General features: G+C 68.0%; 25 protein-coding genes. 14 read left to right on the top strand and 11 right to left on the bottom strand.

Annotation, left to right across the window (positions count from 1 at the left end; translation table 11 throughout):
• The coding region (locus VHC63_01855; GenBank protein HVV35317.1) for an acyltransferase at positions 1-333 on the bottom strand (333 nt) is incomplete at its 3' end.
• Between the two features lie 58 nt (positions 334-391).
• Positions 392-1,117, bottom strand: a complete 726-nt coding sequence (locus VHC63_01860; protein HVV35318.1) for a hypothetical protein — start codon at positions 1,115-1,117, stop codon at positions 392-394.
• Between the two features lie 31 nt (positions 1,118-1,148).
• Between VHC63_01860 and VHC63_01865 the strand changes: the two genes are divergently transcribed.
• From VHC63_01865 to VHC63_01915, 11 genes are all read left to right on the top strand, one after another.
• Positions 1,149-1,451: a putative quinol monooxygenase gene (locus VHC63_01865; GenBank protein ID HVV35319.1), complete on the top strand. Its 303-nt coding sequence runs from the start codon at positions 1,149-1,151 to the stop codon at positions 1,449-1,451.
• Positions 1,452-1,550: 99 nt separating this feature from the next.
• Positions 1,551-2,306: a DUF4118 domain-containing protein gene (locus VHC63_01870; GenBank protein ID HVV35320.1), complete on the top strand. Its 756-nt coding sequence runs from the start codon at positions 1,551-1,553 to the stop codon at positions 2,304-2,306.
• Positions 2,299-2,427 carry a potassium transporter Trk gene (locus VHC63_01875; GenBank protein ID HVV35321.1) on the top strand — a complete coding sequence of 43 codons (129 nt, stop codon included), beginning with the start codon at positions 2,299-2,301 and terminating at the stop codon, positions 2,425-2,427. The genes VHC63_01870 and VHC63_01875 overlap by 8 nt, the downstream gene beginning before the upstream one ends.
• Complete coding sequence (kdpF, locus tag VHC63_01880; protein ID HVV35322.1) at positions 2,424-2,531, top strand: K(+)-transporting ATPase subunit F; 108 nt, start codon at positions 2,424-2,426, stop codon at positions 2,529-2,531. The genes VHC63_01875 and kdpF overlap by 4 nt, the downstream gene beginning before the upstream one ends.
• 1 nt (position 2,532) lies before the next feature.
• Positions 2,533-4,251 (top strand): potassium-transporting ATPase subunit KdpA, encoded by a 1,719-nt coding sequence (gene kdpA / locus VHC63_01885; GenBank protein ID HVV35323.1) that lies wholly within the window; start codon positions 2,533-2,535, stop codon positions 4,249-4,251.
• Positions 4,252-4,260: 9 nt separating this feature from the next.
• Positions 4,261-6,336, top strand: coding sequence for a potassium-transporting ATPase subunit KdpB (gene kdpB, locus VHC63_01890; protein ID HVV35324.1), 2,076 nt, complete (start codon positions 4,261-4,263; stop codon positions 6,334-6,336).
• Positions 6,337-7,098: a potassium-transporting ATPase subunit C gene (locus VHC63_01895; protein ID HVV35325.1), complete on the top strand. Its 762-nt coding sequence runs from the start codon at positions 6,337-6,339 to the stop codon at positions 7,096-7,098.
• Positions 7,099-7,107: 9 nt separating this feature from the next.
• Positions 7,108-9,621 (top strand): ATP-binding protein, encoded by a 2,514-nt coding sequence (locus VHC63_01900; GenBank protein HVV35326.1) that lies wholly within the window; start codon positions 7,108-7,110, stop codon positions 9,619-9,621.
• On the top strand, positions 9,618-10,328 hold the full coding sequence (locus VHC63_01905; protein HVV35327.1) for a response regulator: 711 nt from the start codon (positions 9,618-9,620) through the stop codon (positions 10,326-10,328). Before VHC63_01900 ends, VHC63_01905 begins: the two co-directional genes overlap by 4 nt.
• Positions 10,321-10,785 (top strand): hypothetical protein, encoded by a 465-nt coding sequence (locus tag VHC63_01910; GenBank protein ID HVV35328.1) that lies wholly within the window; start codon positions 10,321-10,323, stop codon positions 10,783-10,785. Before VHC63_01905 ends, VHC63_01910 begins: the two co-directional genes overlap by 8 nt.
• 16 nt (positions 10,786-10,801) lie before the next feature.
• Positions 10,802-11,995: a magnesium transporter gene (locus VHC63_01915; GenBank protein HVV35329.1), complete on the top strand. Its 1,194-nt coding sequence runs from the start codon at positions 10,802-10,804 to the stop codon at positions 11,993-11,995.
• A 5-nt stretch (positions 11,996-12,000) separates the two neighbouring features.
• Here VHC63_01915 and VHC63_01920 read toward each other — a convergent pair whose 3' ends face one another.
• From VHC63_01920 to VHC63_01930, 3 genes are read right to left on the bottom strand one after another with little or no spacing between them, the layout of a single operon-like run.
• Positions 12,001-13,848 (bottom strand): APC family permease, encoded by a 1,848-nt coding sequence (locus VHC63_01920; protein HVV35330.1) that lies wholly within the window; start codon positions 13,846-13,848, stop codon positions 12,001-12,003.
• 44 nt (positions 13,849-13,892) lie between these two features.
• Entirely contained in the window at positions 13,893-14,267 is a 375-nt protein-coding gene (locus VHC63_01925) for a hypothetical protein (GenBank protein ID HVV35331.1), read from the bottom strand.
• Positions 14,254-14,655, bottom strand: a complete 402-nt coding sequence (locus VHC63_01930) for a hypothetical protein (protein ID HVV35332.1) — start codon at positions 14,653-14,655, stop codon at positions 14,254-14,256. The genes VHC63_01925 and VHC63_01930 overlap by 14 nt, the downstream gene beginning before the upstream one ends.
• A 65-nt stretch (positions 14,656-14,720) precedes the next feature.
• Between VHC63_01930 and VHC63_01935 the strand changes: the two genes are divergently transcribed.
• Positions 14,721-15,146 (top strand): universal stress protein, encoded by a 426-nt coding sequence (locus tag VHC63_01935; GenBank protein HVV35333.1) that lies wholly within the window; start codon positions 14,721-14,723, stop codon positions 15,144-15,146.
• A gap of 2 nt (positions 15,147-15,148) precedes the next feature.
• Here the strand turns inward: VHC63_01935 and VHC63_01940 are convergent, their stop codons facing one another.
• The 6 genes from VHC63_01940 to VHC63_01965 form a co-directional block, all read right to left on the bottom strand.
• Positions 15,149-15,325, bottom strand: coding sequence for a hypothetical protein (locus VHC63_01940; GenBank protein ID HVV35334.1), 177 nt, complete (start codon positions 15,323-15,325; stop codon positions 15,149-15,151).
• A 328-nt stretch (positions 15,326-15,653) separates the two neighbouring features.
• Positions 15,654-16,403, bottom strand: a complete 750-nt coding sequence (locus VHC63_01945; GenBank protein ID HVV35335.1) for a potassium-transporting ATPase subunit C — start codon at positions 16,401-16,403, stop codon at positions 15,654-15,656.
• A complete protein-coding gene (kdpB, locus tag VHC63_01950; protein HVV35336.1) occupies positions 16,403-18,505 on the bottom strand; it encodes a potassium-transporting ATPase subunit KdpB in 2,103 nt (700 codons plus the stop codon). The genes VHC63_01945 and kdpB (VHC63_01950) overlap by 1 nt, the downstream gene beginning before the upstream one ends.
• Before the next feature lie 10 nt (positions 18,506-18,515).
• Positions 18,516-20,237, bottom strand: a complete 1,722-nt coding sequence (kdpA, locus tag VHC63_01955; GenBank protein HVV35337.1) for a potassium-transporting ATPase subunit KdpA — start codon at positions 20,235-20,237, stop codon at positions 18,516-18,518.
• Between the two features lies 1 nt (position 20,238).
• Entirely contained in the window at positions 20,239-20,361 is a 123-nt protein-coding gene (locus VHC63_01960; protein HVV35338.1) for a potassium-transporting ATPase subunit F, read from the bottom strand.
• Positions 20,358-20,516: a hypothetical protein gene (locus tag VHC63_01965; protein ID HVV35339.1), complete on the bottom strand. Its 159-nt coding sequence runs from the start codon at positions 20,514-20,516 to the stop codon at positions 20,358-20,360. The genes VHC63_01960 and VHC63_01965 overlap by 4 nt, the downstream gene beginning before the upstream one ends.
• A gap of 125 nt (positions 20,517-20,641) precedes the next feature.
• On the opposite strand from VHC63_01965, the gene VHC63_01970 reads away from it, so the two are divergent.
• Positions 20,642-23,155 carry a DUF4118 domain-containing protein gene (locus VHC63_01970; protein HVV35340.1) on the top strand — a complete coding sequence of 838 codons (2,514 nt, stop codon included), beginning with the start codon at positions 20,642-20,644 and terminating at the stop codon, positions 23,153-23,155.
• On the top strand, positions 23,152-23,832 hold the full coding sequence (locus VHC63_01975) for a response regulator (protein ID HVV35341.1): 681 nt from the start codon (positions 23,152-23,154) through the stop codon (positions 23,830-23,832). The genes VHC63_01970 and VHC63_01975 overlap by 4 nt, the downstream gene beginning before the upstream one ends.
• Position 23,833: the final 1 nt, after the last annotated feature.

Consider the following 23,833-nt stretch of genomic DNA (forward strand, 5'->3'; position numbering starts at 1 on the left):
CGGGTCGTCGAAGCGATGGTTGTGATCGGTGACGTAGACGTTCGGAGCCATCGTGATGTCGTCGCCGACGTCGATGCCGACGCGTGACACGAAGAACGACCCGCGCCCGATCGAGCAGCGATCGCCGAAGCGCAGCGCCCAGTCCTTGCCGTCCAGCTTCGGTCCGAGGTCCTCGCCGTAGAGGCCCGCCGACATGGTCACGTGCGGCCCGATGAGCGTGTCGGTGCCGATACGGATGAAGCGCTCGCCGAAGATGGCGCCGGGCGGGAACACGAGCGCGCTGCCGTCGCCGAAAGCGGCGAATTTCTTGGCGGTGCGGTCGTTCGGGCCCACCGTGCCGGCGCGTTCAGCCCAGCGCGCCAGGCGATACAGCGCGTCGGCGAGGCCGGGCTTACGCAGTGGCGTCGTTGGCGGCGTTGGCCAGCGCCACGAATTCGTCGAGCTCGTCGCTCGTCAGCACGCTCAGCGCCTTGGCGAACGCGGCGTTGGTCTCGTCTTCGGCCGCGTTCCAGTCGGCCGCGATCTCGGCCGAGCTTTCGGTCGGGTCGCCCCAGCCGAACATGGGGACCATGTGCGGCTGGCGGTGGCGCAGTGCGTCCTCGGGGGCGATGCCCTGTCCCAGGATCGCTTGGGCGTGGATGGCGAAGCGCAGCTCGCGCAGCGAGTTCATGTGGAACACGGCCGCCGCCTTGGCGGTGTCGGGCGGTGTCATACGGCGCCATCCCTCGAAGATCGGGGCGTTGAACCCATCGGCGTTGGCCGACACCTTGTGGGCCAGCTCGGCGAGGCGGGCGCAGTCGACGTCGTCGGGCAGGTGCTCTTCGCCCCAGCGCGCCGCGGTCTGCATGAACTCGAGGGCGGCCTGGGCGCGGGGCATCACGTCGGCGCCACCCTCCCAGTTCGTCTTGACGTTGTCGGGGTGGAAGAACACGAACGCTTCGGTGACGACTTCGGAGTCGACGTCACCCAGCACGCCGCCGCGCCCTGCCGCGTAGAACGACGCGCCAGGGAACCCGATCGAGGCGCCGTACATGTAGGTGGCGGCGTCGAGCATGAACCGGCTGGTGAGGTCGCGCACGGCGTCGGCGGAGGCGACGGCCGCTTCTTCGGGAGTCATAAAACCGACCATAGCGATTAGCTTGCGACGCATGATCGTTGTCTCCGGTGTCCTCAAGATGAATCCCGACAAGCACGACGAGTTCGCCGAGGCGGCGCTCAAGATGGCGGCGGCGTCCAACGCCGAGGAGGGCGTGGTGGCCTACGGGTTCTACGCCGATCCGGGCGAGCGCGGCACGTTCCGGGTCTTCGAGGAGTACGTCGACGCCGACGCCCTCACGAGCCACTTCACCTCGCCCCACATGGCCGAGTTCATGGGTGCGCTCGGTGGCTGCGGTATCACCGAGTCGTCGATTCACAAGTACGACGTGATCGAGAAGTCCAACCTGATGTAACGCCGCGCCCGTTAGGGCCGCGTTAGTTCGCGGCCCGCGGGCGTTTGGATCGCGTTAGGCCGCTGGTCCGGTCCCCCACGGTGGGCGTACATCGGAGATGTGCGTACTTCGGACTCGATCCTCGGCGTGGCCGCCGGCGCGCTGGCGACCTTCGTCCTGAGCGTCGCGCTCGTCGGCCTGCGGGGCGAGCTGGCGCCCGAGATCATCGTGTTGCTGCTGGCGCTCATGGTCGTCGTCGTCGGCCGCATGACCGACCGGGTCGCCTCCACGCTGTCGGCGTTCGTGGCCGCCACGTCGTTCGACTTCTTCTTCACCAAGCCGTACCTCACGCTGCGCATCGCCAACGCCAAAGACATCGAGGCGACGATCGTGCTGCTGGCCGTCGCCGCGGTCGCCGGCGGAACGACGGCGCGCACCCGGCGCGAGAAGCGCATCGCGCTGAGCCACGACATGGACGTCGACGCCATCCGGCGTGTGCTCGACGTCGCCGGTGAGCGTTCCGTCGAAGACGTCGAGCTGGCCGTGCGCGCCGAGTTGCTCAAGCTCCTCGACCTGTCGGACTGCTCGTTCACCACGGCGCCCGTCGCCGTTCCCGAACTCGGTGCCACCGGGGGGCTGCCGCACACCTCACGGCTGGTCCACCGCCGCGAGGGTTTCCAGCTGCCCCAATCCGGCGTCGCCATCCCCGTCACCGCCGCGGGCGAGCGCGTGGGCGCGCTCGTCTGCACCCCGATCCCGGACGTCGGCGTCGATCTCCCGCGCCGACGCACCGCCGTGGCGCTGGCTCACATCCTCGGCCTGGCCATCGTGGCCGGCGCCGGTTCCTCCCCATCAAGAAAGGCATCCAATGGCTGACGTCGTGTTCATCCTGGTCACGGCCGTCTTCTTCGGACTTTGCGTTGCGTATGTCCGAGGGCTCGACCGGCTCGTACGCACGAGCGAAGAGGGCGAAGCAGCGATGGAGGCGACCCAGTGATCGCCGTCCAGTCGCTCACCGTCGACAACATCATCGGCCTCGTCATCGCGCTGGTGCTGGTCGTGTACCTAATCGTCGCGCTGATCATCCCGGAGAAGTTCTGACATGTCCGGGGCAAGTTGGCTGCAATTCATCGTCTTCATCGCGGTGCTCGTCGCCACCGCGGTGCCGCTCGGCCTCTACATGGCCAAGGTCTACGGCGACGACGAGAAGGCGCCGCTCGACCGCGTCTTCCATCCGATCGAGAAGGTCATCTACCGCGTGTGCCGCGTCGACGAGACGCGTGAGCAGCGCTGGACCGTCTACACCTACTCCTTCCTGGCCTTCAGCGTGTTCTCGTGGGCGATCGTCTACGCCCTGGAGCGACTCCAGGGGCACCTGCCGCTGAACCCCGTCGGCATTCCGGGCGTGGTGCCGCACCTGGCGTTCAACACCGCCGTCAGCTTCATGACCAACACGAACTGGCAGAGCTACGCCGGTGAGGCGACGATGAGCCACCTCACCCAGATGGTCGGCCTGTCGGTGCAGAACTTCGTGTCGGCGGCCGCGGGCATGGCCACGCTCGCCGCGCTCATCCGCGGCCTGTCACGCCGGCGGGCGAGCACGATCGGCAACTTCTGGGTCGACCTCGTGCGCTCGACGGTGCGGATCCTCATTCCGCTGTCGTTCGTAGTGGCCGTCTTCTTCGTGAGCCAGGGCGTCATCCAGAACTTCCACGGCTTCACCACTGCCCACACCGTCCAGGGCGCGCACCAGCAGTTGATCCCCGGCGGCCCCGCCGCGAGCCAGGTGGCGATCAAGCAGCTCGGCACCAACGGCGGCGGCTTCTTCAACATGAACTCGGCGCACCCGTTCGAGAACTCGACGCCGCTCAACAACTTCGTCGAGATGTGGGCCATCCTCGTGATCCCCTTCGCCTACGCCTTCACCTTCGGCAAGATGGTGAAGGACAAGCGCCAGGGCATCGCGGTGTTCGCCATCATGTTCGTCGTCTGGTTCGTGATGGCTGTCGGTGCCCAGGTGTTCGAGGGCAACGGCAACCCGAACATCGACAAGGCGGGCGCGACACAAGCGGTCACCGCGCTGCAAGCCGGCGGCAACATGGAGGGCAAAGAAATCCGCTTCGGCCCGGCAGCCTCAGGGCTGTGGGCGGCGTCGACCACCGGGACGTCCAACGGGTCGGTCAACTCGATGCACGACTCGTTCACGCCCCTGGGCGGCGCCGTGCCGTTGAGCCACATGATGCTGGGCGAGATCAGCCCCGGCGGCGTCGGCGTCGGCCTGTCGGGCCTGCTGATCATGGCGATCCTGTCGGTGTTCATCGCCGGGCTCATGGTCGGGCGAACACCGGAATACCTCGGCAAGAAGATCCAGGCCGCGGAGATGAAGATCGTGGCGCTGTACATCCTCGCCATGCCCGCCGCCGTGCTTATCGGCGCCGGCGCGTCGATGTACATCAAGGACGTCCTGCACACCACGATCTGGAACTCGGGCGCCCACGGCCTGAGCGAGATTCTCTACGCCTTCACCTCGGCGGGCAACAACAACGGCTCGGCCTTCGCCGGCATCACCGCGGCGACACCGTGGATGGACACCGCCCTCGGCCTCGCCATGCTCGTCGGCCGCTTCCTCCTCGCCCTACCCGTGCTCGCGCTGGCAGGAGCGCTCGCCCGCAAGCGGGTGATGCCTGCGACCGAAGGCACCTTCCCGACGCACACCCCGTTGTTCGTCGGCCTTGTCATCGGTGTGGTCGTCATCGTCGGCGGCCTCACCTTCTTCCCGGCTCTGGCGCTCGGCCCCATCGTCGAGCACCTGCATCTTTAGGAGATCGCGTTGGCAACCCTTACCCCTGTTGCTCCCGAGCAACCCGAAGCGCGCAAGCGTGAGGCGCGACCGCTCTTCGAGCCGGCCATCGTGCGTCAGGCAACCGTCGACAGCTTCAAGAAGCTCGACCCGCGCGTGCAGGCCCGCAACCCCGTCATGTTCGTGGTGCTCGTCGGCAGCGTGCTCACGACGCTCGTCTTCTTCCGTGACTATCAGACCGCCGGTGGCAAGCAGAATCTCTTCACCGGGCTCGTCACCTTGTGGCTGTGGTTCACGGTCCTCTTCGCCAACTTCGCCGAAGCCATGGCCGAAGGCCGCGGCAAGGCGCAGGCGGCGACGCTGCGCAAGACGCGCTCCGAAACCATGGCGAATGTGCGCCGCGACGGCCAGATCGTCGAGGTGCCGTCGTCGCAGCTGACCGTCGACGACATCTGCGTCGTGAGCGCGGGCGAGATCATCCCGTCCGACGGCGAGATCATCGAAGGCATCGCGTCGGTCGACGAGTCGGCTATCACCGGCGAGTCGGCGCCCGTCATTCGCGAAGCCGGCGGCGACCGCTCTGCGGTCACCGGCGGTACCCGCGTGCTGTCGGACCAGATCGTCGTGCGCATCACCGCCCGCGCCGGTGAGACGTTCCTCGATCGCATGATCTCGCTGGTCGAAGGCGCCAACCGCCAGAAGACACCGAACGAGATCGCGCTCAACACCCTGCTGGCGGTGCTCACCGTCATCTTCTTGTTGGCCACCGTCACCCTGCAACCGTTCGCCCACTACTCGGGCGCGGATCAGAAGGTGGTGGTGCTGGTCGCGCTGTTGGTGTGCCTCATCCCCACCACCATCGGGGCGCTCCTCAGCGCGATCGGCATCGCCGGCATGGACCGGCTGGTGCAGCACAACGTGCTTGCTATGTCGGGCCGCGCCGTGGAAGCCGCCGGTGACTGCTCGACGCTCCTGCTCGACAAGACCGGCACCATCACGCTCGGCAACCGCCAGGCGTCGGACTTCCTGCCGCTTACCGGCGTGACCGAGGAACGGCTGGCCTCGGCGGCGCAACTGGCGAGCCTGGCCGACGAAACCCCCGAAGGGCGCTCGATCGTCGTCCTCGCCAAGGACAAGTTCAACCTGCGTGAGCGGGCCGTCCACGATGCCGAGCTGATCCCCTTCACTGCACAAACCCGCATGTCAGGCCTCGACCTGCCTGACGGCACCTCGGTGCGCAAGGGCGCGGCTGAGTCGGTCAAGCGCTACATCGTCGAGCAGAAGGGCAAGATCCCGGAGGGTCTCGACTCGATCGTCGAAGGCGTCGCCACCGCCGGCGGCACGCCGCTCGTCGTCACCGAGGGCAAGGAAATCCTCGGCGTCATCCACCTCAAGGACATCGTCAAAGAGGGCATCAGCCAGCGCTTTGACCAGCTGCGCTCCATGGGCATCCGCACGGTGATGATCACCGGCGACAACCCGCTCACGGCGCGGGCCATCGCGTCCGAAGCCGGCGTCGACGACTTCCTCGCCGAAGCCACCCCCGAAGACAAGATGGACCTGATCAAGCGCGAGCAGGCCGGCGGCCGCCTCGTCGCCATGACCGGTGACGGCACCAACGACGCGCCCGCGCTCGCGCAGGCCGACGTTGGCGTGGCGATGAACACCGGCACGCAGGCCGCCAAAGAGGCCGGCAACATGGTCGACCTCGACTCGAACCCGACGAAGCTGATCGAGGTCGTCGAGATCGGCAAGCAGCTGCTCATCACCCGCGGCGCGCTTACGACGTTCTCGATTGCGAACGACGTCGCCAAGTACTTCGCCATCATCCCGGCGATGTTCTCCGGCGTCATCCCCGTGCTCAACCGGTTGAACGTCATGCACCTGCAGACGCCGCGCTCGGCGATCCTGTCGGCGGTCATCTTCAACGCCATCATCATCATCTTGTTGATCCCGCTGTCGCTGCGGGGCGTGAAGTTCCGCGCCGAGAGCGCCGTGGCCATGCTGCGACGCAACCTCATGATCTACGGCCTCGGCGGGATCGTCGCCCCGTTCATCGGCATCAAGCTCGTCGACATGCTCATCACCGCCCTAGGAGTGAAGTAGATGCGTCGCCAACTCTTGCCCGCGCTGGGAATGCTGATCGTGTTCACGATCATCACCGGCGGGCTCTATCCCCTGCTCGTCACCGGCGTCGCCCAGGCGGCGTTCAAGGACAAGGCCAACGGCTCGCTCGTGAAGGTCAACGGCCACGTCGTCGGTTCGAAATGGATCGGCCAGCCCTTCAGCGCACCGAAGTACTTCCACCCGCGGCCGGCGGCCGACGGCTACGTGCCCGGCGCCCAAGGCGGCGGCACAGCTTCGTACGGTTCGAACTTCGGGCCACTCGAGCCGCGCCTGGTCGGGTTCGTGCCGGGCGTGAACACGGTGACGCTGACGGGCAAGCCTTCGAAGACGAATCCGTTCGCGACCGCCGACGATCCCTTCTGCGTTCCGACCGACACCGACGGCAACGCGATCTTCGCACCCTCCGGTGGCGAGAAGTACGCCAAGAACAAGGACGGGAGCTACGTCTGCAGCACGGACACGATTCCCGAACGGGTTACCGCGTACCGCGCCGAGAACAACCTCGATGCCAGCGTCGACGTGCCGGTCGACGCCGTCACTGCGAGCGGTTCGGGCCTCGACCCGGAGATCTCGGTGGCCAACGCACGCTTGCAGGCGCCGCGGGTTGCAACCGAGCGCGGTATGGCCGTCGCGGATGTGCTCAAGCTCGTCAAGAAGTACACCCAGGGCCGCGGCCTTGGTTTCCTCGGTGAGCGCGGCGTCAACGTCCTGCAGCTAAACATCGCCCTCGACAAGGCGTAGCCAACGGACATGCCCCGCGGCGAACTGCGCATCTACATCGGCGCCGCCCCGGGAGTCGGCAAGACCTTCGCCATGCTCCACGAAGGCCGACGCCGGCGAGATCGAGGCACCGACGTGGTCGTCGGCTTCGTGGAGACGCACGGGCGTCCCGCGACCGCGGCCGCCGTCGGTGACCTCGAAGTCGTCCCGCGGCGGGTCGTGCCCTACCGAGGCGTCGAGTTCGAGGAGATGGACACCGACGCCGTGCTCGCCCGGGCGCCGCAGGTCGCGCTCGTCGACGAGCTGGCGCACACCGACGTGCCCGGCAGTCGCCACGAGAAGCGGTGGCAGGACATCGAGGAACTACTGGCGGCTGGCATCACCGTCATCTCGACGGTCAACATCCAGCACCTCGAATCGCTCAACGACGTCATCGAGCGCATCACCGGCGTGGTCCAGCGCGAGCGGGTCCCGGATGCGGTGGTGCGGGCGGCCGATCAAATCGAACTCGTCGACATGACGCCCGAGGCGCTGCGGCGCCGCATGGCCCACGGCAACATCTACAAGGCCGAGAAGGTCGACGCTGCGCTGGGCCATTACTTCCGCGTCGGCAACCTGGCGGCGCTGCGCGAGCTGGCGCTGCTCTGGGTCGCCGACCGGGTCGAGGAAGGTATCGACGAATACCGCGAGCGGCACGGCATCAACGAAGTGTGGGAGACGCGGGAACGCGTCGTGGTCGCGCTCACCGGCGCGCCCGGCGGCGAGCAACTCCTCCGCCGCGGCGCCCGTATGGCGGGCCGTGCGCGCGGCGAGCTGATCGGCGTGCACGTGCGGACCGCCGACGGTCGCGAAGCACCGGACGAGGAGCTGCTCGACCGCCACCGCGCCCTGCTCGAGCAAATGGGTGGGCGCTACGCCGAGGTGACCGGCGACGATGCCGCGGACGCGCTGGTCCACTTCGCCAAGGGCGAGAACGCCACCCAGCTCGTGCTGGGCGCGTCGAACCGGTCACGCCTGCGCGAGTTCGCGCAGGGGTCGGTCATCAATCGCGTGATCCGCCAGTCCGCTCCCATCGACGTCCACGTGATCTCCTCGGGTCTGTCGCCCACCACGCCCGTGCGCCCGCGTCGACGCGGCCGGCGGGCGCCCGCCCCCCGGCCGCCGCGGGCCCGGGCGGCGGCGTGGCTCGCGGCCTTTGTCGGCATCCCCGCGATCGTGGTCGCCTTCGCGCCGTTCAAGAGTGCGATCGGCGTGCCGGGCCTCCTTCTCGGCCTCCTGCTCGCCCCGGTTTCCGTGGCGGTGCTCGGCGGTCTCGGACCGGCGCTCACCGCGTCGGCGGTCGCCTTCGTCTTCGCCGACTGGCTCTACATCGAGCCGACGCGCAGCCTTCGCTTCGCTCACGCCGGCGATGCCTTCGCCTTGGTGGTGTTCATGGTGGTGTCCGCGCTCGTCAGCGGGCTCGTCGACCGCTTGGCGCGCCACAGCGCGCAACTGGCGCGCAGCCAGGCCGAAACCGAGGCGCTGGCGCAGCTCGCCTCCGGGACGGCCCTGCTCGACAGCGCGGCGCTCACGCATCTCGTCGACGAGCTGCATCAGGCGCTCGGCTTCGACGGCGTCTCGGTTCTCGCGCCGACGCCCGACGGCTGGCGCGTCGACGCCTTCGCCGGCGAGCCGATCCCGACGACGCCTGACGGTGCGTCGTACTCGGCTGAGCTCGGCAACGGCGCGTTGCTCGTGGTGCGCGGCGCCTCGATGGCCGCGGCGGACCGCCGACTCCTCTCCGCGTTCGTCTCCCAGCTGCGCGTCGCCCAGGACTCCATGCGGTTGCAGGCCGCCGCGCTCGAGTCGAAGGGTTTGGCGGAGGGGAATCGGATCCGTGAGGCGATCCTCGCCGCGGTCTCCCACGACCTGCGCGGCCCGCTCGCCGGTATCAAGGCAGCGGCCACGAGCCTGTTGAGCCGCGACGTCGTGTGGCCGGCCGAGCAGGTGCGGGCGTTCTGCGAAACGATCGACCAGGAGTCGGAGCGACTGAACTCGGTCGTCACCAACCTGCTCGACATGGGTCGGCTCCAGGCGCAGATGGTCGGCCTGCGCATCGAGCCGACGTCGGTGGAAGAAGTCATCTGGGCCGCCCTGGCCACATTGTCGGCTGACGTGTCCCGCGTCGAAGTAGTGGTCCCCGAAGACCTTCCACCCGTCTACGCCGATGCCGCCCTGCTCGAGCGCGCCGTGGCGAACGTGGCGCTGAACGCCATCAACTGGGCGCCCCAGGGCACGCCCGTGCGCGTCGAGGCGGGTGTGGCCGGGGGGCGAGTGGTGATCCGGGTCGTCGACCGCGGTGCAGGGATTCCCCGCGATCAACGGGCGGCCGTGTTTCAGCCGTTCCAGCGGCTGGGCGACGGTGGCAACGCCTTCATCTCCGGGATCGGATTGGGACTCGCCGTCACGAAGGGGTTCGTGGAAGCGATGGACGGCGACATCGCGATCGACGACACGCCCGGAGGAGGAACGACGATGTCGATCTCGCTGGGGCTGGCGGCATGAGCCGGGTGCTGGTGGTCGAGGACGACCTGCGCATCCTCAAGACGCTCGAAGTCAACCTGCACGCCCGCGGCTACGACGTCGACGTGGCGGCGACCGGCGAGCGGGCGCTGCAACTGGCGGCGCGCAAGCATCCCGACGCCGTCATCCTCGATCTCGGACTGCCGGCGATGGACGGCCTCGACGTCGTACGAGGGCTGCGCGGCTGGACCGCCGTTCCTATCGTGGTGTTGTCGGCGCGGGGTTCGGAGAGCTCCAAGGTGGAGGCGCTCGATCTCGGCGCAGACGACTACGTGACGAAGCCCTTCGGCATGGACGAACTCCTCGCGCGGCTGCGGGCCGCGATGCGGCGAGCCACGCTCCCCGAAGACGAAGCCGTCGTGACCACGCCCGACTTTGCCATCGACTTCAGCGCGAAACAGGTGCGGCGCAACGAAGAACTCGTTCGGCTGACACCCACGCAGTGGCACATCGTGGAAGTACTCGTGCGCAACGCCGGCAAGCTCGTCACCCACGAGCAACTCCTGCGAGAGGTGTGGGGACCGAACTACCGCACCGAGACCAACTACCTGCGCGTGTTCATGACACAGATCCGCCACAAGCTCGAGCCCGAGCCGGCCAAACCCCGGTACTTCATCACCGAAGCCGGTATCGGCTATCGGTTCGTGCTCCCGTCGACGGGCGAGGGGGAGGCGAAGACCAGTGGCTGAGGTCGTGCTTGTTCGCTGGCCCGAAGAGGCCGCGGCCGGCGCGGCGCTGGCGCTCGAGGGCACGCCGGTGCTGTACCTGCTCGGGCCCCACGACGACCCGCCCGAACCGACGACCATCCTCGAGGACTGGGTCCGCATCCCCGGCGACGACCGCGACCTGCAGGCGCGCGTCGCCATGCTCGAGCGCCGCGTCGCCGCCCACGATGCGATACCTCGCCTCGACGACGCGCATCGTTTGCACTATCGGGGCCACGTCGTCCCGCTGGCGAGTGCCGACGCGCGTCTCATCGGCGTGCTCATCGAACGCTTCGGTGACCTCGTCGCCGACGCCGACCTGCAAACCGACAGCGGCGCGTCGATCCGGGGGCAGATGACACGTTTGCGATCCCAGATGCGCGATATCGGACTCGACGTCGACCGCGTGTTGCGCCGCGGCTACCGGCTCCAGCGGCGATGACCACGGGAAACGCCCGATGTTCGGTCGCCGACGTGACCTGTGGGCTGGCTTCGCCGCCCTAACGCTCAGCTGCCTCGGTGATCTGATAACCGGGCTCACGCTCGGCTCGATCACCGGAACCCTTCAGCGTCTTCCCGGCCTGCTCGTGCTGGTGCCAGCGGCGATCGGCATGCGAGGCAACGTCTTCGGCGCGCTGGGCAGCCGCATCAGCACGCTGGCGCACCAAGGTCGGTTCCACGCAGTTCGCAGCGTCGAGTCGCCTACCGGGCAGAACATCGCGGCGGCGGTGGTGCTGTCGGCGACGACCTCCACCGCGCTTGCAGTGTTGGCCAAGGTGCTGTCGGCCGCACTCGGTGTGCGGCATTCGATCGCCCTCGCCGACTTCATCGTGGTGTCGGTATTGGGGGCCGCGCTGTCGTCGGTCGTGCTGCTCGCCGTCACGTTGTTCATGGCGCGCCGGAGCGTCCGCCACAACGTGGACCTCGACAACATCTCGGCGCCAGTCGTCACGACGACCGGCGACGTCGTGACCCTTCCCAGCTTGTTCGCGGCCACGTTCCTCGTGCGGCGGCCGTGGGTGACACCGATCGTGAGTTGGTTGTGTGTCGCGGTGACAATCGTTGCGCTTCTGTGGTTGCTGCGCCGGCCCGCTCTTGGGATCGCGCGGCGCATCGTCGTCGAGTCGACTCCGGTGTTGATGCTGGCCGCGACGGTGGATGTGGTCAGCGGTGTGGCGATCGAGCGTCGGCTTTCGTCGTTCCTCGCGCTTCCAGCGCTGCTGGTGCTGATTCCGCCGTTCCTCGAGGAATCAGGTGCGCTCGGCGGCATCCTGTCGGCGCGGCTCGCGACAAAGCTCCACCTCGGAATCATCGACACGAGGCCGCGTTCATGGTCTGGTGCTCGCGATGACATCGCGGTGGTGTTGTTCTACGCCGCGCCCGTCTACATCTTCCTAGGCGTCGTCGCCTCGGTCGCCTCCGGCGTAACTGGCATCGTGAGCCCCGGGATTTTCGGCCTGATCGCCGTCAGCGTTCTCGGTGGTGCCATGGCGACGGCGGCGGCGATCGCCATCGCCTTCGCGACCGCGATCGCGACCTTTCGGCTCGGCCTCGACCCCGACAGCCACGGCATCCCACTCGTCACGTCGAGCCTTGATCTGATCGGCGTGGGGTGCCTTCTCGCCGCCGCGGGACTGTTGCGTTTCGGTTGACGGGGTCAGTCGACGTGGTACGGGATCGACGTCACGACGGTGCCTTCGCGAAACAGCAGCCGCGCCTTGAGGAACAGTGCCGTCTGGTTGTGCAACGCGTGTTCCCACCAGTGGCGGACGACCAACTCGGGCAGGATCACCGTGACGACGTCGTGCGGCCACCGCTGGTCGAGCTCGTCGACATAGGTCAGCAAGGGCCGAGTCAGCGCGCGGTAGGGGGACGCGACCATGTCGAGGGGAATGTCGAAGCCCTGCTGCACCCATCGTTGCGCGAGTTGGTCGGCCTTCTCGGGATCGAAGGCGATGTGCACGGCGTGGAGGTACTGGGGCCGCAGCGTTTTCGCGTAGGCCAGCGACGACAGCACACCTTGATGGATGCGGCTGCCCACCAACACGACGACGGTGTGCACGATCTCGGGCATGCGGGCGTCCGGGGCGATCGCCGCGGCGGCGTCGAAGCGGCTGTAGTGACGGCGGATGAGTGAGAACAGCGTCACGAGCAGCGGGATCACGAGGGTGGGGATCCACGCGCCTTCGGTGAACTTGGAGACGACGACGACGCCGGTGACGGCCGTGGTGGCCGCCGCGCCGAGTCCGTTGATCGCCAAGCCACCGACCCATCCGGGTTCGCGGAGTCGCCAATGGTGCACGACCATGCCGGTCTGCGACAGCGTGAAGGACATGAACAGCCCGACGGCGAACAGCGGGATCAGCGCGCTGACATCACCGTTGAAGATGACCAGGAGCGCGCCGGCGGCGGCGGCGAGCACCAACACGCCGTTGGACAGGACAAGGCGGTCGCCGCGATTCGCCAGCTGCCGGGGCAGGAATCCGTCGGTGGCGACGATGCCGGCGAGCCTTGGGAAGTCGGCGAACGCCGTGTTCGCCGACAGCGTCAGGATCGCCGCCGTCGAGGCCTGCAGTAATCCGTAGAGCGGGCCGCTGCCGAACACCGCGCGGCCCATCGTCGACAGAATCGTCTGGTCGGGGCTCAGCGTTGGTCGCAGGCGCACCGCCAGCACCGCGATGCCGAGGAAGAGCGCGCCGAGGATCGTCGCCACCGCCATCAAGGTGATTGCTGCGTTGCGTGACTCGGGCTTGCGGAACGCCTGTATCCCGTTCGAGATCGCTTCGACACCACTGAGAGCGACCGCGCCCGACGAGAAGGCGCGCAGCAGCAGGAACACCGACGCCCCGGTCAGTACCGCATGCGCCCCGGTGAAGTGCGCCAAGGCTCCCGGGTCGGGAGGCAAGCGGTGCAGGCTGCCGGTGCTCACCCTGAAGAGCCCCCACCCCACCAACAGGCTCATCATCGCCACGTAGGTGTAGGTCGGCGGCGCGAACAGCCGGCCCGACTCGCGCACGCCGCGCAGGTTGGCGAGCACGATGAGCGTGAGCAGCCCGAGCGCGAGTTCCACGTCGTGGCCGCGCAGTGACGCAACCGCCGAGGTGATCGCCGCAACACCGGCAGCGATCGACACCGAAACGGTGAGCGTGTAGTCGACCATGAGCGCCGCGGCGGCCGTGAGTGACGCGCCGGTGCCGAGGTTCTCGCGGCTCACGATGTAGGAGCCGCCGCCGGTCGGGTACGCGTACAGCGTCTGGCGATAGCTCGCCGCCACGATCGTCAGCAGGCCGATGACGACGAGCGAGATCGGCACGAGGTCGTGGAGCGCGGCCATGCCGGCAACCGGTACGAGCACGACGAGGATCTCCTGGGTCGCGAAGGCCGTCGACGCGACTGCGTCGGTGCCGAACACGGCCAGGGCGACCAGCTTCGAGAGCCGTTGCTCGCCGAGTTTGTCCGATGCGAGGGGCGAGCCGACGAGGAGTCGCTTCAGGACCGAATACACGCGCCGTGTTTTCTAGCCGCTGCGCGGCATTGCTCGGTTCCCGGTTACGAAGTCACGACGGCAGTGCGCGAGTGTTCGTGGACGAACCCGATGACGTCGCCGGCCGGCGATACCACGACCGCCAGCGGTGCGGCCGCACTCCACCAGTGGTGCAGCACGCGCATGACGTCTGTGTCGTAGACCATTCCGGCGAGCGCCAGGTGACCGGGCAGCAGGACCCCGCGGCTGTCGGCGGCGCGGTAGCCCACGAGCACGTCGCCGTCGAGTTCGAGGATGTTGGTCAACCGCACGCGGTGGCGAATTGCGACGCTGCTTCCCGCCGGCAGGGCGCCTCGTCGATCGCCGAGGTTGCGGACGGGTCGGCGCCGCCGCGCGAGCCATGCCAAAAGCACCAGCGCAGCCGCGCTAAGCACGAACATTGCGACCGCCGCTCGCCAAGGTGGCGATGTGCCCGCCGGGGCCATACAAGCTCACCGCACCCGAGGGCGTCTGGATGCGCAGGATGGGTGTGCCGGCACGCGTGTACTCCTCGAGTCGTTCCGAGTCTGCGACAACGACTTGCGTCACGGCGATGCACTGAACCCGCAATGGGCTCGCCGAGGGGACAATCACGAGTTCTCCCGAGCACCGCTGAACGTGGACCTCGTCGAGAGTGAGATCACCTCCCGGGGATCCACCCCAGGGGTCGGGCGTGGAAGCGGTAACGACCAGCCAGCGGAGGTAGCCCGGCCAGCGCAGGAGGAAGGGCGCGGCGACTGCCGCGGCCGCGCCGATGAGGAACACCACTGCAACGACAGCGATGAACATGGATGAAGCGAACCTCTTTCACGTGGTGAAGCCGGATTGGTGCCCGCGTGGGAGACTTCGGCCCCATGCGGACGATTGTGGTGGGCGTCGACGGGTCCGAGACGAGCCTGCGAGCATTGAAGTTCGCGGCCGACCTGGCGAACGATCTGCGTGACCCTCAACTGCTCGTGGTCTTCGCGCGGCACGTGTATCTGGCGATGCCCGAGCACGCGGCGGAGGACCTGTTCGCCGACGTGCTCGATCAGGTCGAGGCCACGATCAGACAGAACACGGCGACGGTCCTGGAGCATTCGGCGGCGCCGTGGCTGGTGATCACCCGTGAAGGTGAACCGGCCGACGTGCTGTGCGCTGTCGCCAAGGAGAACGGCGCCAGCTTCATCGTCGCCGGCCGCCGCGGCTGGACAACCGCCGCCGAGCTATTGCTGGGCTCGGTGTCGAACCGCCTCGTGCACCGCGCGGAATGCGCGGTGTTGCTCGTGCCCGACGCCTGAGCTCATGGGCTGACCGAGCGGGCGCGCTTGATCCATCGGCGCTGGGCCTCGATCTGACGGTTGAGCGCGTAGACGCGCCGGTCCTTGCGCTGGGTTGCCGCGGTGTTGCGTTCTGCGATCAACTCGGCGAGCTTCGCCTCGTAGACGTCGAGACGCTCTGGGTTGGGTGTTCTTGACATGGGTTGGGTGCTCCTGAATCGAAAGAGGTCCGACGCGACCGGACACCGCGCGTATCCGGTCGCGTCGAGGAACTAGGCCTTGGCCCGATGGGCCATCTTCGCCTGCTTGGGAGCCTTGGCCGGCTTGGCCTTCGGCGCCGCGGACGCGGCGGGTTTCTTCGCTTGCTTGCCTTTCACTGATCCTCCTCTCGAGGAGTCGACGACCAGTCAGAGGGCGCGCGTGGGTCAGCGGCGCTGGATGTGCGTTCTGGTGCTCACGGGAGCCTTCCTTGGGTCAGACGGTTGATGTACTTCGCCGACCAGGCTTCCCGGCACTCCAAACGCCAGATTACACCTTGTCGAGTGCGAGGTTCAGCTTCAATACGTTCACCGCGGGCTCGCCGAGGATGGCCAGGGCGCGGCCGATGGTGTTCTGGCGCACGAGGCGCATCACTTCGCGAAGGGGAAGGTGGCGGGCGCGGGCGACGCGGGGCGCTTGCAGCTTGGCGTTGGCGACGGTGATCGCCGGGTCGAGGCCGCTGCCCGACGCGGTGACGGCGTCGACCGGCACAGGAACGTCGAGTCCGAGGTGGTTCTCGGCGCGATAGGCCAGCACGCGCTCGGGCACGGTGTTGGCGTCGCACACGTACGAGCCGTCCTTGTTCTTGTCGTAGACGGGGTTGCCCTTGGCATCGGTGATCGGGTTGTCGTCATTGTCGGTCGACGGCACCGGCACGCAGTAGGGATCGGCCTTGGTGGCGTAGGGGTTCGGACCGTCGAGGTTCACGCCCGGCTGGTTGCCGATGAGCGCCGGGTTGGTCGGGCCGTAGTTCGAACCGTACGAGTACGTGCCGCCGCCCACCGCTCCCGGCACGTAGCCGTCGGCCGCCGGACGCGGGTGGAAGTACTTGGCCTTGGTGAAGTCCTGCCCGATGAGCGACGAGCCGACGACGCGGCCCGACGCGTCCTTGACCAGTGAGCCCTCGGCCTTGTGCTTGAACAGCACGCTGCTCGCCGCCGCCGTGCCAACGGCGTAGGCGAGGGTCAGCACGGTGAACAGCACGATGGCGACGAGCGCGGGGACGAGTTGACGGCGCATTACTTCACTCCTAGGGCCGTGACGACCATGTCGATGAGCTTGATCCCGATGAACGGCGCGATGAGCCCGCCGACCCCGTAGATGAACAGGTTGCGGCGCAGCACCTCGGTCGCGGTGAGGGCGACGAACTTCACGCCCCGCAACGCCAGCGGCACGAGCGCCACGATGATGACGGCGTTGAAGATGACCGCCGACAGGATCGCCGAGTGCGGCGACGCCAGGCGCATGACGTTGAGCTTGTCGAGCGCCGGCAGGAGGCCGGAGAACATCGCCGGGATGATGGCGAAGTACTTGGCCACGTCGTTGGCGATCGAGAAGGTCGTGAGCGAACCGCGGGTGATGAGGAGCTGCTTGCCGATCTCGACGATTTCGATGAGCTTGGTCGGGTCGGAGTCGAGGTCGACCATGTTCCCCGCCTCGCGCGCCGCCTGCGTGCCGGTGTTCATGGCCACGCCGACGTCGGCCTGAGCGAGCGCCGGCGCGTCGTTGGTGCCGTCGCCGGTCATGGCGACGAGGTTGCCGCCGCGCTGCTCCTTCTTGATCAGCGCCAGCTTTTGCTCAGGCGTCGCTTCGGCGAGGAAGCCGTCGAGGCCTGCTTCCTCGGCGATCGCCGCGGCCGTCAGCGGGTTGTCGCCCGTGATCATCACCGTGCGGATGCCGAGCCGGCGCAGCTCGTCGAAGCGTTCGCGCAGGCCGGCCTTCACGATGTCCTTCAAGCGGATCACGCCGAGGATGCGATTGCCCTCGCACACGACGAGCGGCGTACCGCCCTCGCGCGAGATCGACTCGACGAACTCGGTCAGCTCGGGCGGCACGTGGCCGCCCTTTTCGGCGACGTAGTGGCGCATCGAGTCGGCCGCGCCCTTGCGGATCTCGCGCCCCGAGGTGGTGAGATCGACGCCCGACATGCGCGTCTGCGCGGTAAAGGGGACGAGCACCGCGTCGCCGGGACGCTTGGGCAGTGCGCCGTAGGCGTTGATGCACAACTCGACGACCGAGCGTCCCTCGGGGGTCTCGTCGGCGAGGCTCGCCAAATACGCCGCCTCCGCCAGTTCGTCGATGCGCACGTCGTGCACCGGGATCAACTCGGTGGCGTGACGGTTACCGACGGTGATCGTGCCGGTCTTGTCGAGCAGAAGCGTCGACACGTCGCCCGCCGCCTCCACGGCGCGACCCGACATGGCGAGCACGTTGCGTTGCACGAGGCGGTCCATGCCGGCGATACCGATGGCCGAGAGCAGGCCGCCGATCGTCGTCGGGATCAGGCAAACCAGCAGCGCCACGAGCACAACGACCTGCTGGCCGGCGCCGGCGTAGATGGCAAACGGCTGGAGGCTGGCGACGGCGAAAAAGAAGATGATCGTGAGGCCAGCGAGCAGGATCGACAGCGCGATCTCGTTCGGCGTCTTCTGACGATTGGCGCCCTCGACGAGGGCGATCATCCGGTCGAGGAACGTCTCGCCCGACCGCGCCGTGATCCGCACGACGATTTGGTCCGACAGCACACGCGTGCCGCCGGTTACGGCACAGCGGTCGCCACCGGACTCGCGGATGACGGGCGCCGATTCGCCCGTGATCGCCGACTCGTCGACCGACGCGATGCCTTCGATCACGTCGCCGTCCGACGGGATCGTTTCGCCCGCGGCCACGACGCACTCGTCGCCGACTTCGAGCTTGCTCGAGGCAACCTGCTCGACGGTGCCGTCGGCGCGGCGACGGTTGGCCATCGTCTCGCTGCGCGTCCTGCGCAGCGCCGCCGCCTGCGCCTTGCCGCGGCCTTCGGCCATGGCTTCGGCGAAGTTGGCGAACAAGACGGTCGCCCACAGGAACAGCACGACGAGCCCGGCGAAGACGTTCTGCGCGCCGGTCGACCTACCAAAGTCGCGCACGAGCAGAATCGACGTGTACACGCTGCCGATCTCCACCACGAACATGACGGGGTGGTTGACCATCGTGCGCGGGTTCAGCTTCCTGAAGCTGTCGAGAATCGCCGGGCCCACGATGGCGCGGTCGAACACGCCGCGCTTGCGGGACTCTGGCGGCTGCGAGTGCACGGGTGCAGGCCCGGCCGCGGCCGGCGGTGGGGTGAGAGTGGTTGTCACGTTCGCTGCCTTAGAGGTGAAGGTGTTCGAGGATGGGGCCAAGCGCCAGGGCCGGGAAGTACGTGAGGCCGGCGACGATGAAGATGACGGCGGTCACGAGCCCGCCGAAGACCGCGGTGTGCGTGGCGAGGGTCCCCGACGTGGTCGGAACCGTCGGCTTGCGCACGAGTGATCCGGCGATGGCGAGGACCGGGATCATGAGGAAGAACCGGCCGACGAGCATCGTGAGGCCCATCGTCGTGTCCATCCACGGCGTCGCGGCGGTGATGCCCGCGAATGCGGAACCGTTGTTCTGCGCCGCCGAGGTGAAGGCGTAGAAGATCTCGCTGAACCCGTGGGTGCCGGCGTTCCAGATCGTCGTGTGCAGCACCGACTGGACGAACAACGAGGCGGCGGTGAAGCCCAGCAGCACCGCCGGTACCGCCAGGAGATACAGCACGAGCAGCTTGGTCTCCTGCGACTGCAGCTTCTTGCCGAGGTACTCCGGTGTTCGCCCGATCATGAGTCCGGCGATGAACACCGCGAACAGCACGTTGACCAGCAGGCCCATGAGCCCGACGCCGACGCCGCCGGGCGTGACCTCGCCCGTCAGCATGCCCATGAACGGCATCATCGAGCCCATCGGCGTCCAGCTGTCGTGCATCGAGTTCACCGAGCCGTTCGAGGTGAAGGTGACCGACGCGCCCCACACTGCGGAGGACGACACGCCGAAGCGCACGTCTTTGCCTTCCATGTTGCCGCCGCCCTGGCCCGCGGTGATCGACTGGTCGGCACCGGCCCGGGCGAGGGCGGGATTGCCGTTCGTCTCGGCGAAGCTGGCGAAGAGGCACGCGCCAAGCCAGATGGCGAACATGATGCCGAAGACCATGCGGCCCTGGCGCTTGTCCTTCACCAGGTGGCCGTAGGCGAACGCCAGCCCGAACGCGAGTGCGACCGTGAGGTACAGCTCGACGAAGTTGGAGAACTGCGTCGGGTTCTCGAACGGATGGGCCGAGTTCATGTTGAAGAAGCCGCCGCCGTTGGAGCCGATCTGCTTGATGGCGAGAAAGCCGGCGACGGGACCGCCCGGGATCATCTGCTTGACGCCTTCGAGCGTGGTGACGGAACGGAAGCCGTGGAAGTTGGCGATCACGCCTTGGCTGGCGAGGATGAAGGCGAAGACCACCGCCATCGGCACGAGAATGCGGATGGTGCCGCGTACGAGGTCGACCCAGAAGTTGCCGAGTCCGGTGGTGCGGCTGCGGGCGATGCCGCGAATGAGCGCCACGACGACGCACATCCCGACGGCCGCCGAGGCAAAGTGCTGCACCAGGAGGCCACCGATCTGGGTGAGGTGGCTCATGGTCGCCTCACCGCCATAGGCCTGCCAGTTGGTGTTGGTGACAAAGCTGTTGGCGGTGTTGAACGCCAAGTGGGCGCCGACGGCGGGAACCTTCGTCGGGTTGAACGGCAGCTTGTCCTGTACGCGCATGATCACGTACAGCACGACGGTCGACACGAGGCTGAACGCGATGAGGCTCAGCGTGTACATCTTCCAGGTCTGTTCCGATTCCGGATCGACCCGCATGAGCTTGTAGGCGACGTTCTCGATGGGCCGAAACACCCGGTCGCCCGGAGCGCGCCCGTCATCCTCAGAGCCGAAGACCTTGGCGATGTAGCGGCCGAGAGGGATCGTCGTGGCGATGACGACGACGATCAGCGCCAGGAATTGGAGAAACGCAGGAGTCGACACGTCAGAACTTCTCCGGGAACACGAGGACGGCCACGAGGTAGGCGACGACAATGACGGTCAACGCCAGCGCGATGAGGTTGTCGACGAGGGAGGCCGCGCCGACAGCGGCGACGAGCGCGCTCACGCGGCCGGCTCGAGCGCGTCGGCGCCAGCAGTGTCGCCGTCGTCTTCGATCTGGTGGGGAATGTCCGGTCCGATGATGCGGCCGCACACGTTCACGTATCCGACGCACAGGGCGAAGAACGCGACGATCGTCGCGAGGAAGGCAATATCAGTCACGCGGCCCAGGGAACAGGGCGATTGTTTCGGCGATGTTTCCCTTAACGCGACGCGAACGGCCGGGCCGCGAATCTTGTCGCCGTCGTAACTCCGCTCGTCCCTGCGCCTTGTAGGACAATGACGCGGTGAGCTCGCTGCCCCCCAAGCGTGGTCTGCTACGGATCTATCTCGGTGCCGCGCCCGGCGTCGGCAAGACCTACGCCATGCTCAACGAGGGGCGCCGCGGGTTGTCACGCGGCAAGGACGTCGTGGTCGGGGTCGTCGAGACGCACGGGCGCGCGAATACGCAGGCGCAGATCGGCGATCTCGAGGTCATCCCGCGCCGGACCGTCGAGTACCGCGGGACGACGCTGACCGAGATGGACACCGACGCCATCATCAAGCGGCATCCCCAGCAGGTTCTCGTCGACGAGCTGGCGCACACCAACGCGCCGGGGAGCGACTGCGAAAAGCGCTGGCAGGACATCGATCGCATCCTCGACGCCGGCATCGACGTCATCTCCACGGTCAACGTGCAGCACCTCGAGAGCCTCAACGACGTGGTCGAGCAGATCACCGGTATCACCCAGCGCGAGACGGTGCCTGATGCGTGGGTGCGCAACGCCGACCAGATCGAACTGGTCGACATGTCGTCCGAGGCGCTGCGCCGGCGCATGGCGCACGGCAACATCTACCCGGCCGAGCGGATCGACGCCGCCCTCGGCAACTACTTCCGCCTCGGCAACCTGACCGCCCTGCGCGAGCTCGCCCTGTTGTGGGTGGCCGACCGCGTCGACGAGTCCCTCGCGGGCTACCGGGAGCGCCACGGCATCGCCGACCCGTGGGAAACCCGGGAGCGGGTCGTGGTGGCGCTCACGGGCGCGCCCGGCGGTGACGACCTCATCCGGCGCGCGGCGCGCATCGCGTCGCGTGTCAAAGGCGACCTCATCGGCATCCACGTCGACACCGGTGCGGCCGCGGGCCGCGCGTCCGGCCTTGGCGAGCACCGGGAGTTGTTGCGGCAGGTCGGTGGACGCTACGTCGAGGTCGCGGGCGACGACGTGTCGCGCGCGCTCGTCGACGCGGCGCGCGCCGAGCAGGCCACGCAGCTCATCGTCGGCGCAACCCGCCGGTCACGCTTCAGCGAGTTGTTCTCGGGCTCGGTCATCAACAAGGTCATGCGTCTCGCCGGCGATATCGATGTGCTCGTGATCGGTTCGGCCGAGCCAAGCAGCGAGCGCGCGCCTGTGCGGGCGCCGCATCTGAAACGCAACCTGCCGTGGCGCCGGCGTGTCGCGGGGTGGGCGCTGGCGGTCGTCGGCCCGCTGCTGCTTGGTCTGTTCCTCAGCGCGGGCAACGACGTCCTGCAGCTGTCCACGGTGTTCCTCCTCTTCGCCTTGCTGGTGGTGGCCACGTCCGCCGTCGGGGGCGTCGGTCCCGCGGTGCTCGTAGCCGCCATCTCGGCGCTGGTCGTCAATTGGTATTTCGTGCCACCGGTGCACACCTTCACCATCCAGGACGGCGAGAACGTGGTGTCCCTCGTGGTGTTCGTCGCCGTGGGCTTGATCGTCTCCTGGTTCGTCTCCACCGCGGCGCGCCGCGCCACGGAGGCGGCGCGGGCACGTTCGGAAGCCGAGACGCTCGTACGGATGGCGGCGGCATCGATGACGGCGGACCCGATGGCCGCGCTGGTCGAGCACGTGCGCGCCAGCTTCAATCTGCGCGGGGTCTCGGTTCTCGAGCGGAGCAACGGCGGGTGGAGCGTTGACGCGTCGGCCGGTGAGGACCCGCCGCTGACGCCCGAAGCCGCCGACGAAGTGCTCGCCATTGACGAGCAGGTGTCGCTGGCGCTCGCCGGCGATCACATCCACGCCGAAGACCGGATCGTGCTCTCGGCGTTCTGTGCCCAACTCGCGGTTGCCTTCAAGAGCCGCCGTCTCGCTAGCGACGCCGCGGCGGCGACGGAGTTGGCGGCCGCCGACGAACTGCGGTCGGGCTTGCTGGCCGCCGTGTCGCACGACCTACGCACGCCGCTGGCGTCGATCAAGGCGGGCGTGAGTTCGTTACTCGCCGACGACGTGGCGTGGTCGCGCGAGGCGGTACTCGACTTCCTGCACGCCATCGACGACGAGACCGACCGCCTCTACGCGCTGGTGGCGAACCTGCTCGACATGAGCCGCATCAACGCCCGTGCGCTGCATGTCGGCCGGGTCGCGGTCGGCGTCGAAGAAATCGTGCCGGCGGCGCTGGCCAGTCTCGGCGATCGCGGCCGCGGCGGTCACGTCCGCGTCGATGTACCCGAGACGCTGCCGCGCGTGTCCACCGACCCGGCGCTGCTCGAACGCGCCTTGGCCAACATCATCGACAACGCCCTCGCCTGGTCACCGGAGGACGAGCCGGTGCGCGTCGAAGCCGGCGTCGTGGGCGATGCTGTGCACGTGCGCGTCGTCGACCGCGGTCCCGGAATCGCGCCCGCCGACCGCGAGCGCGTGTTCCTGCCCTTCCAACGCGTCGGGGACCGTTCGAACGGCGCCGGCGTCGGCCTCGGTCTGGCGGTGGCGAAGGGCTTCGTCGACGCCGTCGGCGCTGACCTCACGCTCGACGACACCCCCGGCGGCGGGACGACGATGGTCGTCGCCGTGCCGCTGGCCCACGCATGACCGCGATGCGGGTGTTGATCGTCGAAGACGACCTGCCGCTGCGGCGGGCCCTTATGGCCAACCTGAGCGCGCGTGGTTTCGACGTCGACGTGGCCGGGTCGGGCGAAGAGGCGCTTACCAACGCGGCGCGGGTGCACCCCGACGTCGTGTTGCTCGATTTGGGACTGCCCGGCATCGACGGCATCGAGGTCGTGCGCGGTCTGCGCCAGTGGTCCCGCGTGCCCATCGTCGTGCTGTCGGCCCGCGACGCCGAGGCGTCGAAGGTGGCGGCGCTCGACGCCGGGGCTGACGACTACGTCACCAAGCCTTTCGGCATGGACGAGTTGCTGGCGCGCCTGCGGTCGGCGCTGCGCCGCGCCGCGCCCACTCCCGAAGAGGCGGTCGTCGCGACCGACACCTTCTCCGTCGATCTCGGCGAACGGGTGGTGACCCGAGACGGCGCCGCCGTCCACCTCACGCCCACCGAATGGCACGTGCTGGAAGTGCTCGTGCGCAACGCCGGCAAGCTGGTCACGCAGTCGCAGCTGCTCCACGAGGTATGGGGGCCGCAGTACGAGAAGGAAACGAACTACCTGCGGCTGTATCTCGCCCAGCTGCGGCGAAAGCTCGAGCCCGATCCCAGCCAACCGCGCCATCTCATCACCGAGCCCGGCGTCGGCTACCGCTTCGTTACGTAGG

The organism is Acidimicrobiales bacterium (assembly GCA_035546775.1).
In the GTDB taxonomy this organism is placed as follows: domain Bacteria; phylum Actinomycetota; class Acidimicrobiia; order Acidimicrobiales; family JACCXE01; genus JACCXE01.